General features: G+C 34.7%; 12 protein-coding genes. 6 read left to right on the forward strand and 6 right to left on the reverse strand.

Translation table 11 applies throughout. The annotated features are described in order from the left end of the window. Positions 1-65: 65 nt before the first annotated feature. The 3 genes from SYN6308_RS03935 to SYN6308_RS03950 all read right to left on the reverse strand — a co-directional run bounded on the left by SYN6308_RS03935 (position 66) and on the right by SYN6308_RS03950 (position 3,280). Positions 66-737, reverse strand: a complete 672-nt coding sequence (locus SYN6308_RS03935; RefSeq protein WP_017293132.1) for an HAS-barrel domain-containing protein — start codon at positions 735-737, stop codon at positions 66-68. A gap of 564 nt (positions 738-1,301) precedes the next feature. Then, positions 1,302-1,610 (reverse strand): hypothetical protein, encoded by a 309-nt coding sequence (locus SYN6308_RS03945; RefSeq protein WP_017293134.1) that lies wholly within the window; start codon positions 1,608-1,610, stop codon positions 1,302-1,304. Beyond that, positions 1,607-3,280 (reverse strand): ArnT family glycosyltransferase, encoded by a 1,674-nt coding sequence (locus SYN6308_RS03950; RefSeq protein WP_017293135.1) that lies wholly within the window; start codon positions 3,278-3,280, stop codon positions 1,607-1,609. Before SYN6308_RS03950 ends, SYN6308_RS03945 begins: the two co-directional genes overlap by 4 nt. A gap of 219 nt (positions 3,281-3,499) precedes the next feature. Between SYN6308_RS03950 and SYN6308_RS03955 the strand changes: the two genes are divergently transcribed. Continuing rightward, positions 3,500-5,380, forward strand: coding sequence for a cation:proton antiporter (locus SYN6308_RS03955; RefSeq protein ID WP_026101910.1), 1,881 nt, complete (start codon positions 3,500-3,502; stop codon positions 5,378-5,380). Positions 5,381-5,764: 384 nt separating this feature from the next. Then, positions 5,765-6,028 carry a hypothetical protein gene (locus SYN6308_RS03960; RefSeq protein ID WP_017293137.1) on the forward strand — a complete coding sequence of 88 codons (264 nt, stop codon included), beginning with the start codon at positions 5,765-5,767 and terminating at the stop codon, positions 6,026-6,028. 20 nt (positions 6,029-6,048) lie between these two features. Here the strand turns inward: SYN6308_RS03960 and SYN6308_RS03965 are convergent, their stop codons facing one another. After that, a complete protein-coding gene (locus SYN6308_RS03965) occupies positions 6,049-7,428 on the reverse strand; it encodes a TldD/PmbA family protein (protein ID WP_017293138.1) in 1,380 nt (459 codons plus the stop codon). 272 nt (positions 7,429-7,700) lie between these two features. Here SYN6308_RS03965 and SYN6308_RS03970 point away from each other — a divergent pair, with 272 nt between their 5' ends. Next, complete coding sequence (locus SYN6308_RS03970; protein ID WP_017293139.1) at positions 7,701-8,102, forward strand: fasciclin domain-containing protein; 402 nt, start codon at positions 7,701-7,703, stop codon at positions 8,100-8,102. 97 nt (positions 8,103-8,199) lie between these two features. On the opposite strand, the gene SYN6308_RS03975 is transcribed toward SYN6308_RS03970, so the two are convergent. After that, positions 8,200-9,549, reverse strand: a complete 1,350-nt coding sequence (locus SYN6308_RS03975) for a TldD/PmbA family protein (protein WP_017293140.1) — start codon at positions 9,547-9,549, stop codon at positions 8,200-8,202. 258 nt (positions 9,550-9,807) lie between these two features. Here SYN6308_RS03975 and SYN6308_RS03980 point away from each other — a divergent pair, with 258 nt between their 5' ends. Beyond that, entirely contained in the window at positions 9,808-10,869 is a 1,062-nt protein-coding gene (locus SYN6308_RS03980; RefSeq protein WP_017293141.1) for an ABC transporter ATP-binding protein, read from the forward strand. Positions 10,870-11,051: 182 nt separating this feature from the next. Beyond that, a complete protein-coding gene (locus SYN6308_RS03985; protein WP_237741253.1) occupies positions 11,052-12,788 on the forward strand; it encodes an ABC transporter permease in 1,737 nt (578 codons plus the stop codon). A 116-nt stretch (positions 12,789-12,904) separates the two neighbouring features. Here SYN6308_RS03985 and SYN6308_RS03990 read toward each other — a convergent pair whose 3' ends face one another. Next, a complete protein-coding gene (locus tag SYN6308_RS03990; protein WP_237741254.1) occupies positions 12,905-13,552 on the reverse strand; it encodes a Crp/Fnr family transcriptional regulator in 648 nt (215 codons plus the stop codon). A 317-nt stretch (positions 13,553-13,869) separates the two neighbouring features. On the opposite strand from SYN6308_RS03990, the gene SYN6308_RS03995 reads away from it, so the two are divergent. Continuing rightward, positions 13,870-14,604, forward strand: coding sequence for a dienelactone hydrolase family protein (locus SYN6308_RS03995; RefSeq protein WP_017293144.1), 735 nt, complete (start codon positions 13,870-13,872; stop codon positions 14,602-14,604). Positions 14,605-14,649 lie beyond the last annotated feature (45 nt).

Consider the following 14,649-nt stretch of genomic DNA (forward strand, 5'->3'; position numbering starts at 1 on the left):
CACGTTCAATAAATTGAACTCATTTTTTTTGTAACAATTAAAGTTACTTATTACTCATTACTCATTTACCAGTGTACTTGACTCAAAATATACTTAAGACAGTCATAGTCATTTTTTAATAAAACGCTTAAAGTACGCCCTGCATTGACTAACCACGATCGATCTCCTCCTCGTAATCCATAAGTTTCTCTTAAGGTGGCAGCGATGAGGGATTCAACGGGGGTATTTTGCACTTGTAATAACACCCTCAAAAAATCAGGATTATTCGTAAATTTAATTATTTCTTCGGCGGTGCAATGAAAGACGGCTTGATGAATTTGAGGGGGGCGAGGGGGTAAGTATTGAAATATGTTACCATTGGAAGGACTATAGGGGTTATTGTCACTGGTGACGGGGGTTTCAAAACCGATAATGACGGCACGAAATTCGGTTTTTAACATAGCGAAAATTTGCGGTTGTTGTTCTTTTAATTCTGCTAAAGTTAAACCTAATGCCCTTGCTCTGTGAACGGAATCGATGGGGGCTGTGGTAACATTGGTGACGAGGGAATAGATTTTGTTGCCTGATTCTTCGTCAAAGGATTTTACCCAACTACCAAAGGGTGGCATGGCGGGAAAATTTAGCTCTTCGGGCTCTAAACATTGGGCTAAAAATTCGATCGTGGAGGTTTCAATTACTTCTCCAATATGGTCAGATTTTCGATCGTCGTTGTTTAATTTTGGTAATGGTAAACGCATAATTTAAGTAATTTTAAATAGGGGAGGTTTTAGGTGTTAGATTTTAGGTTTTAGATTAATATTTGTTCAATTATTTAATTAAATTAATCGAGAAAAAATTAATTATTAACAGCTTTTTATTAATTTTTTACCTAATCCCCAACACTTTATCTTGACTATAGAAGTTACGCAAAATAACTAGGGGTTGCTGAAAAAGTTTTTTGTGGTGGTTGGTGGGCAATGCCCACCCTACTGAAGACAGTGGAAAAAGAAAATATATTGTTTTAATTAATTTAAAATTATATAATAAATTTTATGCTAATATCGCACTTAATCGAGATAAAATTGAGACTAAAATTAACCAAGGAAATAACCACATAAAAAATTCTTTAATTCTTGATTTTAGTCTTTTGGTTAAAGGTTTTACTTCTTGATAAATAAATTCTCGATAATAATAATTAAGTCCATATAGCAATCAGGAATCATTTGTGAGAAATAAATTATTAGAAAAAATATCGAAGATACGACTAATCTTGCCTTTTGCCTTTTGCCTCTTGCCTTTGATGATAAGATAATTTTCACAACTCATAACTGACTGCTATAGGTGAAGAATAACACAAATACTTTACCGATAAAATCATAGTATGAATCTATATTAGAATAATAAACAAAGAGTGTTTCTATAATTATTCCTGCTAAAAAAAAACAAGCTAATGGTAAATTAAATACCATAGGAATAAATATCAATTCAGGTTGAATAAAGATACTAATAGCATAGATCATCATCCAGAAGATAAACCATAATAAACCGATAATAAAATGTCTAATTCCTTTCTTTTTTGCATCAATAAAAAATCTCTTTATTAAATTATCTGAGGGTTTATAATATTTCATTTAATTGGTTTTAATAACATATATGGTGATTCGGGAATTTCTATGTAATTCCAACAATTACCGATCGAACCTACATCTTTCAGATTTTCTTTTTTCTGGCAATAATGATTTTTGTCAGAAATTAAATCTAGTTGGGCTAAATTTTGCTTATTTATTAATAAGTATGATGAAGTATCTTTCAATTCTTGTATTTTTTCTAGGTTAACAGGAATGACTCGTCTTTCACTATAAAAGTTCATGGAAGGTCGATCGTAATCAAAAAAAATATAAACTTGTTCTTGGGGGGGAATTTCTTGTTTAACAATTTGGGCAATAGGTTTAACCGCATAGGCTTCGTTTAATTCCCATAGCCAAAAATTAGAACTAAAAAACACCATCAATGACACATACATTCCCCAAAATAAAACACCGATAAATTGTATATCTTTTTTGAGCAGTAAAATTGTGGTGATAAAAAATGTAACTGCTAATAAAGCTAAAAGAGTTAAAAAATGTTGGTTGTCAGGTTGGGTTAACAGAAAATAGCAAAATCCTGCGGTGACGGCAAAGGAAAGAAAACCAAATAAAATAATGAACGATCGAGGATAAGATATAAAAGAAGGTAAAGATTTAATTTCTGCTAATGCTACCCCAGAGGCGATCGAAAGTGCTGGATATATGGGCATAATATACCATGGGAGTTTTGTACCCATAACAGAAACGGCGATTAAATAACTAAAACTCCACACTAAAATAAATTTTGCCCAACTCCAATTCCGATTTTGCCATGCGATGACGATACCTACTATGGAGATAAAAATCCAAGGGTGAGGGTATTTTAATAACTCGATCGCATAATACCAGATTGCGCCTCGATGACCTTCCACGGCGGTAAAAACTCGATCGAGGGATTGATCTTTGACGGAAGTATTGATAAACTGCCCACCATAATGGAGATATTGTGCCGTTTGCCAACCAATAACTGGTAACAAGCCTAAAAAGAATCCTAACCACAGATACACAGAAGAAATTAAACGGGGAGTATCCCACATTAAAAATAAGAGTACGATCGAGCCTAACAAAAATCCTAGCATCCATCCTTTACTCAGACAAATCAAACCAAAAGCAATTCCAGCAGGTAACGCCCATCTTAAATCCCTTCTTGCCTTTAAGACGAATAATATCATCAAAATTTGAAAACATAATACCGCACCATCTAGCATCGCTAATCTTCCATGACGAACTACTGGCATAGTGGTAAGGTAAACTAAAGCTGAGAAAAAGGCATAATAACGAGGTAAAAATAACTCTCTGGCTACCCCATAAAGCAAAGGCACAGATAAAGCCGTCAAGGAAGCGCCCACAATACGAGTAGAAAATTCATTGATACCGAAAAAAGTATAAACTAACGCCGTCAAACTATGAATCAGAGGAGGTTTATTCAAATAAGCCTCACCCCAAATGGTAGGAAAAAGCCATCGCCAATCATCAAATCTTGACTGTGAAATTTCCTTCGCCACTTGAGCAAAAGTGCCTTCATCCCAATCTCTCAAAGGCAGATTACCTAAATGAAAAGTATATAAAATGATCGCTAAAATAAAAAGACTAAAAAAAGTTAAAAATTCCCACCATCGATCGTTTGATTTAGTATAATAACGGGAGATTTCATCGGTGGAAGTAGAGCGATTCATAGTGTAATAATTGAGAAGATAAAAGGTAGAAGTTTGAATACTTAATTGATTAATGAGTTAACATATATTCTAACCTCAGTTCGATCGAAAATTAATCGATTAGAGAGTATCGAAAGAGGAAAAAACAGGTGGAAAGGTGTACAAATAGGAAAGAGAGTATTGGGAGATATTTTACTCATCACTCATTACTCATTACTCATTACTCATTACTCATTTATTATGGATGGTTCATTTGCTCTTACGCTACAAATTATTATTACCGTTTTTGCTGGAATTAGCGCCCAAGTATTAGGAGAATTTTTGAAAATACCTAGTATTGTATTTTTACTAATCTTTGGTATCGCTTTAGGTAGAGATGGTACAGCAATTCTACATCCAGAATTATTAGGTTTGGGGTTAGAAGTTTTAGTGGCATTGTCGGTGGCAATCATCCTTTTTGAAGGAGGTTTAAACTTAGAATTAAAAGAGTTAGGGCAAGTTTCAGGAAGTATTCGTAATTTAGTTACCATCGGCACTTTAATCACCTTTTTAGGCGGTGGAATGGCTGCCCATTGGTTGGGGGAGTTTCCTTGGCAAATTGCTTTTTTATACGCTTCTTTAGTGGTAGTAACAGGTCCTACAGTGGTAGGTCCATTATTAAAACAAGTGGCAGTGGATAAGAGGGTAGCCACCATCTTAGAGGGTGAAGGGGTATTAATTGATCCTGTGGGTGCTATCTTAGCAGTAGTGGTGTTAGATACTATTATTAATCAATCTGCCTATTCGATCGAGATTATTTCTGGATTAGTGTTTCGTTTAGGAGTTGGTGCAATAATTGGTGGTATCAGTGGTTGGCTATTAGGCACATTTCAGAAAAAAGCCAATTTCTTAGGAGAAGATTTAAAAAATTTAGTGGTGTTAGCCGGGGTTTGGGGTACATTTGGACTAGCTCAAACCATTATTAGTGAGTCTGGATTAATGGCAACAGTTATCGCAGGAATTGTCTTAAAAGCCTTTAGTATTCCTGAAGAAAGATTATTATTGCGTTTTAAAGGGCAACTGACGACATTAGGGGTATCCGTGTTATTTATCCTCTTAGCAGCGGATTTGTCGATCGACAGTATATTTGCACTAGGTTGGGGTAGTGTTTTTACGATATTAGTATTAATGTTAATCGTGCGCCCCTTGAGTATTTTAATTTGTACATGGAAAAATGGCATGAATTGGCGACAAAAAGCCTTTTTAGCTTGGATTGCACCCCGAGGCATCGTTTCAGCTTCCGTAGCTTCTTTATTTTCCATTTTACTCACCAAAAATGGCATTAACGGGGGAGACTCTATCAAAGGTTTAGTATTTCTTACCATTATGATGACAGTATTTATACAAGGATTAAGTGCAGGTTGGGTGGCAAATTTATTAAAAATTACGATCGATCAAGCTACGGGAGCGATGATAATAGGATGTAACCCCTTAGGTCGATTAATTGCTAAACTATTTTTAGCCGAAGGAGAATCAGTGATTTTAATTGACACCGATAAAGAGGCTTGTGAAAATGCCAAAAAAGATAACTTGCCTGTGGTAGAGAGTAGCGGATTAGATCATGATGTGTTAGAAGAAGCAGGAATTTTGTCAGTCGGCACACTAATCACCTTAACCAATAATAGTGATGTTAACTTAATGATTGCCCAACGAGCCTTAGAAGAATTTGCTCCTCCGAAAGTTTTAGCGGTTTTTCCTAACCATGAAGATAAAAAAATTAACGCTAATAAACAAAAAATAAATCAGGCTTTTTTACCCCAATTAGTCATCAAAACATGGAATAAATATCTCACCGATGGACAATTTAAGCTAGGTAAAACTACCATTAAATCTAGCTCGATCGAACTACAACAAAAACATTTACAAAGTCTTATTACCAAGGGCGAATTATTGCCCTTACTAATCAAGAGAAACGATAAATTAAGGGTGTTGGCAGTGGGAGAAGAATGGAAAGTTGATGATGAAATTATTTACATATTACACGATCCTCGATCGGACTTATTAAAACGCCTCTCTGGTAATATCAAATCCCCTCGTTTTTCCCTAGATAAATTACCCGAAGTAGAGGAAATACCCATTTAATTAGGGTTTGCCTCATAGTCTTTATCGATTAGGGAGATAGGAGTTAGGAGACAGGAGATAGGAGAAATACTGAAACATCAAGGTTTTGATGCTGTTAATAGATAGAATAAGTATAGTTGTATTTTAAAAAATAAGGTTAAAAGTGTTGAATTTTTGAATAAAAATCCTTAAAACTGCACACTTTTTGGTGAATGTATTATGTCTAAACCTTTGATTTTTATAGCTTTCTGATTTATTCAGCAAACCCTAATTAAATACTGTTATATTAATGTCATTGCTAGGCACGAAGCAATCTGAAGCAATCTAAACCAATTTCTAACATCAAATTGTTCTATTTTATTTCGATTTGTGTGTTAATTTTTAATAAACTAGGAGGATTTTAACATGAGTACTGTAACAGATAACGATTTAAGAGAATTAAAAGATTTTATTAACACTAAATTTGAGCAAGTTAATGATAAATTAAATGATCTCAAAGTAGAAGTAGCCATATTAAAAGAAGGGCAAAATGGAATTAATAAAAGATTAGACGATACGAATAAAAGAATCGATAATTTAGATTTTATAGCTAGAACCGTAATTGGTGGAGTTATTCTAGCATTATTAGCAGGTTTAGGTAAAATACTTTATCCTAATCTTCTTAATTAAAAATTTTAGTTTCACCTTACTCATTCTCCTCCAATAACCACATCTTTGATGCGCAAACTGGGACCACCACAACCTACAGGTAAACCACTTTGTCCACCTTTACCACATCCTCCTGATTCATCCCAATAAAAATCATCGCCGATCGAGCTTATATTTGCTAGAGTTTTAAAGACATTACCCGATAAAGTAACATTTTTGACAGGTTCAGCAATTTCATCATCTCGAATCATCCATGCCTCTCCTGCGGTGAAGGTAAACATTTCACCGTTAGTCATACCGCCAATCCAATTACAAGCATAAACTCCCTCTTTTATCCCCTTAAACAAATCCGCCACGGGAGTTTTTCCCCTTCCTATCCATGTGTTAGTCATGCGCACGATGGGAGGATAATGATAATTTAAACATCTAGCGTTACCCGTGGGCATTTCCCCCAATTTTCCTGCGGTTTCCCTTGAGTGTAGCCTTCCCACTAAAACACCATCTTTAATTAATTGAGTCGTAGTGGCTGGTGTACCCTCATCATCATAATAATAACTGCCTCGATGTCCTTCGGGCATTGCACCGTCAAAAATTTGTAAATCTTCCCCTCCGAATTTACGCCCCATTGTCATTACTTCCAACAAATCGGGGTTTTCGTAAGCCATATCAGCTTCAGACAAGTGACCAAAGGCTTCATGGACAAATAAACCCGTTAAAATTGGGTCAATAACCACCGTATATTTCCCCCCTCGTACGGAAGGCAGTTTAAGGGCATTAACGGCTCTTTTAGAAGCACTAGCAACAATATTTTCGAGGTTGATTAGGTCTTCAAAGGCTTTTCTTGTGCCTGTGGTTTCTCTCCCCGTTTGTACTATATTACCATTGGATGCGATCGAACTAAATCTCATTTCGCAATCCATCCAAGATTGTTGAATCATTGAGCCTTCAGAAGTAGCCAAGAGAATCGTTTGTTGAGAGTCGTTATAACTAACCAAGCTACTGGTGATTTTTTCATCAACTTCTTTTAAAATACGATCGTATCGATCGCACAGTCGTTTTTTTTCCGCAAGGGGAATCAAGCGAGGATTTGTACCCGTTAAAGGTAACTCACAGGAAATTTGTATAGGAATAACAGGAGCTAAAATAGTTTCATCATCCCCGATAAGTAAAGCCGAAGTAATAGCATCCTCGATTCTGGAGGATAGCTGAGTTAAATCATTAAAAGTAGCGAATCCCCAACCCCCCTTATAACAAGCTCTAACTTGCCCCCCAACAGAAGTACCCTCGCTGAGATTTTCAGTTTGATTATTTTTAATCACAATATTACTACCCTCAGACTTTTCCAGCCGAATACTCAAAAAATCCACACGGTGACGATAACGACTCATTAAATCCGAGAGAAGGTTACGATAATCTTGCATAACTAATTAGAAATAGTTTGGAGTTAAATCAAAATTTATTAAAGAGAAAAAAAATCAAGTATTTTTACTTGTATTTTACTTGATAAGTGAGGAGATTTTTTATAATCTTCTCATAGTACTAGATGACGTGCGGAATGTGGGTTAAAATAAATTTGTTTAATTTTGTATCAACAAAGTCTCAAAACCTTGATTTTAGGTATTTCTCTTATCTCCTATCTCCTATCTCCTAAATTTCACTCATTAGATTTCAAATAGTTTATTACAGGAAAAAAATGCCAGATATAGTCGATATTGCCGTTAATAACGATAACTTTAAAACCCTTGTTGCCGCCGTTACCGCCGCTAATTTAGTGGATGTGTTGAAAAGCGAAGGTAAATTTACTGTATTTGCCCCCACGGATGATGCTTTTGCGAAACTTCCTCCCGGCACTATTACTACTTTATTACAAAATATTCCCCAATTATCCCGAATTTTAACCTATCATGTGGTGTCAGGAAAATTGATGAAAGCTGATTTAGAAAAGATGGATTCTGTAATCTCTATTGAAGGCTCACCAATTTCGATCGACTGTAGTGATGGTTTTGAGGTGAAAAATGCCACTGTCATCATGGAAGATATTGAAGCGGATAACGGAGTTATTCACGTCATCGATAACGTAATTCTGATGGGATAATTAACAAAATAAAGGTTAAAATCCTGTAGAGGGTTGAATAATAATTCAATCCCTACGAAAAAATATTTGCTGGAAATTTCTAAGAAGGTTTTTTGCTTTATAAGGTAAAGGTGAAGTTATCCACTAAAGCACCGGGTACAAGTGAACCCCCCAACGATCGAGCTTCATAGGTACTCACTTCAGGGATAAACTCTCGAAAATCGGTGAAAGCGAGTAAATTTTTGCCAAAAAAGGAGTATAGAGATTCATCAAACCGCAAATCTTTAATAGTTGCCACTATTTCTCCATTTTCTACCCAAAAACAACCGTAACGAGTCATGCCCGTAATTCTTCCTTGAGTTCGATCGCTCCAGTTGAGATAATGTAAGTTAGACAAATATAATCCCGTGTCTATCTCTTTTAATATCTCGTTTTCTGATAATGTACCCTCTGCAATTTCGGGCGATCGTAATGCTTCATAACTACTCGCACCATTCGATTTTAACCCATATTCAAGGGCAGTGCGACTACTAATTAAACTATTAACTAACTCACCCTCCACAATTAAAGGTAATTCATCTGCTGACATTTCCCCAAAATCGTTAAAACGAGGTACATTACCACTATGAAAATTCTCCTTGAGATGAAATAGGGGAGATAAAGTTTCCCCTTCCCTCAGTTTTGCTAAAGCACTTCCTCCCTGACGCAAAGATGCTTCACTAATAGCACCCCATGAAAACATCCCCAATAAGTCGGCAACGGCACAAGGTGCAAGATAGGTGCGATAACTGCCCTTTTTCACCTCGTGAATCGGTAAATTTAATTGTTGTAATTCCTGTTGATGATAGTCAATTTGATGGTGATATTTTTCTTTATGCCAATCTCTAGCGGAAAAAGTGCCTTTGATTGCCTTTTCATTATGGTTAATTAAAGAGTAATCAATGAAAAAAGAATCGGTACTAAACCAGTGTTTTTGTCCTAAAGAATTATAATTAGCTCTAATAATTGAACCCCCCGCATAATATCCCGTAAAATCTAATCCTTGAACGGGCTTTAAAATTTCTTCTATGGCTTCTTCATAACTAAGTAATTTTCCTTCATAAATTTCGTGGGATGAGCCTTGATTTTTAGGGATAATAATATAGGGATCATCTGGTAAATTTTCTAAGGTCGATCGAGCATAAACAAGATTATCTAAAGCATTTTTAACATCAATATCCACATCTCCCGTCAAGGGAAATTCAGCATAAGTTACCCTTTTATTGGTAATTAATTTTAAAGTAATTTCTCCATCAATTACCACTCCTGTTTGTCTAATTTTGGCGTTATTAAAGCGAATAAATTGAGTATTTTCTGCTCTTAATTGTACAATTAAATATTCATCACTTTTGAGTTGATTATAAAGTTTTTCATTAACTATATTAAAAGAGTTTTTCCAAGAATTGATATTGTGTAACGAATGAGACATTTTCCAAAAATATTTTAAGATTTCTAATATGATAAGGTCAAATGGAGAATTGAGAATTGAGAATTGAGAATTGAGAATTGAGAATTGAGAATTAACACCTAAATTCTTTCTTACTCATTACTCATTACTCATTACTCATTACTCCCTATTCAATTACTTCTTACTCAATAAATATTGTTAATTGTCGATCGTCATGGTATATTAGAATTATTGAGAACAATTCTTATTAAAATTTTTATATTATCTAAAAACATAATCATGACAGATTCATTAATTCTTGAAGTAAAAGGGGTAACTAAACAGTTTACAGGAACTTCCCTTCCTGCCGTTAATCAAGTTAATTTTAGCTTAAGACAGGGCGAATTGTTAGGATTATTAGGTCCTTCTGGATGTGGCAAAACTACCCTTTTAAGAATTATTGCTGGTTTTGAAAAATCTTCTCAAGGCTCGATCGAACTAGGTGGACAAATAGTTACAGGAGAAGGACGTTGGGTAGAGCCAGAAAAAAGACGTACCGGCATGGTATTTCAAGATTACGCCCTATTCCCTCATTTAACCGTAGCGGAAAATATCGCCTTTGGCTTAAAAAGCAAAAAACCACGGCCTAACAATCAAGATATACTCAAAAGAGTTACAGAGGTTTTGCATTTAGTTGGGTTGACGGGATTAGAAAAACGTTATCCCCACGAATTATCAGGAGGGCAACAACAAAGAATCGCCTTAGCGCGTGCCTTAGCACCTCAACCAGAGTTAATCTTATTAGATGAGCCTTTAAGTAATTTAGATGTACAAGTTAGGGAAAGATTACGCCATGAAGTGAGAACAATTCTTAAAAGTACGAATACTGCGGCTATTTTTGTTACCCATGATCAGGAAGAAGCAATGGCGATCGCTGATACCATAGGAGTTATGGCACAAGGGAAATTAGTACAATTAGGTACACCTGAAGATATTTATACTTGCCCAGAATGTAAATTTGTGGCGGAATTTGTGACTCAAGCCAACTTTTTACAAGCCACCAAAGAAGGTAATTTATGGTGTACAGAATTAGGAGAATGGTGTATTGATACTCCTGTAAATTTCGACAAAGGAGAACTAATGTTTCGTCAGGAAGATGTAATTTTAAAAGCAGACGAAGAAGGGGTAACAGTTGTTGAAGAAAGAGAATTTTTAGGCAGAGAATATCGCTATTGTTTACAAACTTTATCAGGAAAAAGGCTTCACGCTCGTACGGATGTTAAAACACAATTACCCGTTGGCACAAAAGTTAAACTTGATCTTGTTCCAAAAACAGTACAAATATTTCCCGTTGCTTCATAAAATTATCAGGTTTTGGTATTTCGGTAAGCTAAGAAGCATTTAAGTAAGTGAGTAAAATTAATTAAAATAACTTACATCTTTGTTGTCTTTTGCGTTTTACAAAGTAAACATACAATTAATTTTGCCTACTCACTTATTGTCATTTTCCTATCTTCAATAACTTTCTGTTGAACTTAGTTATCATGATGGATAATAATCAAATAAAATCCGTTAAGGAGATAAGTATTTGTATGGTATCCCAAATGTATTCTCGGATAATTGATAATCTTGGGGAATGGAATCCTCAGCTATTTAGAGAAATTCAAGGGCGATTAAAACCGAAAACTCTTAGTATTGTCGTTATCGCTAGTTTAATCGGTCAATTTTTGCTTTTTGTCTATTTTAAAGGAATGTTATCTTTAAAAGAGGGAAGTTATAGCCGTTATTGTACTGGTATTATTGAAGAAAATTCTTATTCTTCCATTCGTATTTGTAATGTTGATTTATTAGGTAATTTACAAATTATCAAAGAGTTATGGTGGTTAGATTTATTTATCACTATGAGTGTCATGGGAATTTTTATTCTTTTGGTTGTCGGTTGTTATATGTTAATCGCTGATGTGTCGAAAGAAAATGCTAAAAATACTTTTAATTTTATCCGTCTCACTCCTCAGTCTGCTACGACAATTTTAGGGGGAAAAATTTTAGGTGTACCTATCTTAGTCTATCTATTCGGTATTTTAGCAGTTCCTTTACATTCGATCGCAGGGTTAAAAGCCAATATTTCTTTCCCTTTGATTCTGGCTTTTTATGGCTTGTTAGTGGTAGCTTGTTTATTCTTTTATACTGCTAGTTTATTATTTAGTTTAGTTTCTACGGGATTAGGCAATTTTCAAGCATGGTTAGGCAGTATGGTAGTATTTTTCTTATTATTTACTACAGTGGGAGTATTCTTAGAAGCTAATAGACTTAGTGCGACAAGTTTGGATTGGCTAGTATTATTTAATCCTGCGATATTTTTACCTTATCTGGTTAAATCAACATTTCTTGCCCCTGAAACGGTTAATTATCTATCCTTAGATAGTTTAAATGACTTAAGTTTCTACGGTAATTTTTGGTGGCGTAATTCCTTCGTTGGTTTATTATTCGTTGTGGCTAATTATGGAATTTGGACATTTTGGTTATGGCAAGGGGTAAAACGCCGTTTTCACAATCCTACAGAGACAGTAATTTCTAAACATCATAGTTATCTTATCAGCGCTTGTTTTATTGTTTTCAATCTGGGATTTACTTTACAAGATATAAATTATGGGGGAAATGATGAGAATTTAACGATTTTACAAGTATTTAATTTTCTCTTTTTCTTGTTATTAATTCCTGCTATAACTCCCCATCGTCAAACGTTACAAGATTGGGCTCGTTTTCGTCATGAAAATTCATCTTCTTCTCGTCATCAGATGACAGATTTATTATTAGGAGAAAAAAGTCCTTCTCCTTTTTCGATCGTACTTAACGTTAGTATAATTACTTTATATCTAATGCCTTCACTTTTCATTTTTTTCTCTGGTGAAGATAAATTATCTAACGTAATTGGCTTTTTATTTTCAGCCATGATGATCATTATTTATGGCACAATTTTTCAATTATTGTTAATGATTAAAAATCAAAAGAGAAATTTAATTGCATCTTCCATAATTGGTAGTTTAATTTTTAGTCCATTTTTAACCCTAACAATTCTAGGGGCAAAAGGTACAGAATTTGGTATTGTGTGGTTATTTTCGGCATTTCCTTTAGTGGGTGTTGATTTAACCTATCCTTTCACGATGTTAGGGGGTTTATTAATTCAAACTTTAATCATCATCGGCGCTAATTTTCAACTAAAAAGAGCATTAAATCATGTAGGAATGTCAGAAACTAAAGCCTTATTAATGTCAACTTAATTAGATTTTAGGTGTTAGGTTTTAGGTTAAATAATGAAATATTAAGGGTTTAAATAAATTTGAATGTGGTTTAATTCTCCATTCTCCATTCTCCATTCTCCATTCTCCATTATTCATTATTCATTGCCTAATTTACCGATGATATGATGAAGTTGTTTTATATTAGGAAGATAAAGACTTTGAGAATTAACATCTATATTAATTAAATTTTTATGCTTGAATTTATCAATAATTTGACTACATTCTTCGATATTTAACTGTGCTAAATCAGCTAAATTTTGCGAAGGAAAATTATAAAGTTGTATGCCTTTTTCCGTGAGTTTACCATATTTATCGGCTAAGGAAATTAGTATTGTGGCTAGTCTTACTTTTCCTGTTTGACGATAAAATTGACTATATTTTTGATATTCTGTGACTCGACTCACCATTAATTTTAAAAAACGGTTTTGGATTTGAGAATCTCTAAATAGTATTTGAATAAATCTTTGGGCTGATACTGTCAAAACTTCTACCTTTGACATGGCGACAACTCTGGTATTGTTGTTTACTCCGTCTAAAATTCCAGCTTCTCCTACACTACCACCTTTTCCGATAATTTCGATCGTAACGGTTTCTTGAGAATAGATATTTTCTAATCTTACCCACCCTGACACAATGAAATAAACTGCTTTTCCCCAGTCATCTTCTGCAATCATCACTTCTTCCGAATCATAATTATCCTTTTCTGCCATAGAAACAAGCCATTCTATAGTCTCTGTATTCAAATTATGAAATAACGAAAAAAGTTCGCTAATTTCCTGCGTCTCCATGAAAAATTAATAGTACTGAATGTTAAATATTTTCTGCATTCTACTTTATTTTTGTAGCTAATATCAAGAAAGAATGAGGAATGAATAATGAGGAATGGAGAATGAGGAATGAGGAATAAGGAATGAATAATGAAAGTTTTAGGTGTTAATCCATAAACCACCGTGTAATAAATTACACGGCTAACATAATAACGTTCAATAAATTGAACTTAGAAATTTTCGATTAAAATTATGTTTATTATCCATTCTCAATTCTCAATTCAACCTTAATAATGAACATTACCACGTCGATCGTTAATATACCAAATCACGATTTACTAATTCAAGGGTTTTTAGCCCAACCTGACACTACTGAGGAAACCCCTGCTATTATTGTGATTCAAGAAATCTTTGGGGTGAATGAGCATATTCAAGATGTTACTTGTCGTATAGCAAAAGAAGGCTATACTGCCATCGCACCTGCTATCTATCAACGTCAAGCGCCTAATTTTTCTGTGGGATATACTCCTGAAGATATTACCCTAGGGAGAGTGTATAAAAATCAGACTAAGGCTGAAGAATTGTTAAGGGATATACAAGCAACGATCGATTACTTATATACTTTACCCAAGGTGAAGAAAACCGGAGTTGGTAGTATTGGTTTTTGTTTTGGTGGCCATGTAACATACTTAACGGCAACTCTGCCAGATATTAAAGTCACAGCCTCATTTTATGGGGCGGGAATAACGGATTGGTGTCCAAATGAGAAAAATGCCACAATTACCAGAACAAAGGACATAAAAGGCAAATTATACGGTTTCTTTGGGGAAAAAGATGCTAGTATCCCCCTTGAGCAGATCGATCGAATCGAAAACGAGCTACAAAAACATAACCTAGATCATCGCATCTTCCGTTATCCTAACGCAGATCATGGCTTTTTTTGCGATCGAAGGGCGAGTTATCATCAGGAGTCAGCAAAAGACGCATGGCAGAAGGTGTTGGAGTTATTTAGGGAATTGGGAGGTTAGGGGATAGGGAGATGGGGAGATAGGGAGATGGGGAGATGGGGAGAT

Origin of the sequence: Geminocystis herdmanii PCC 6308, from assembly GCF_000332235.1 — a bacterium.
Classification (GTDB): Bacteria; Cyanobacteriota; Cyanobacteriia; order Cyanobacteriales; family Cyanobacteriaceae; genus Geminocystis; species Geminocystis herdmanii.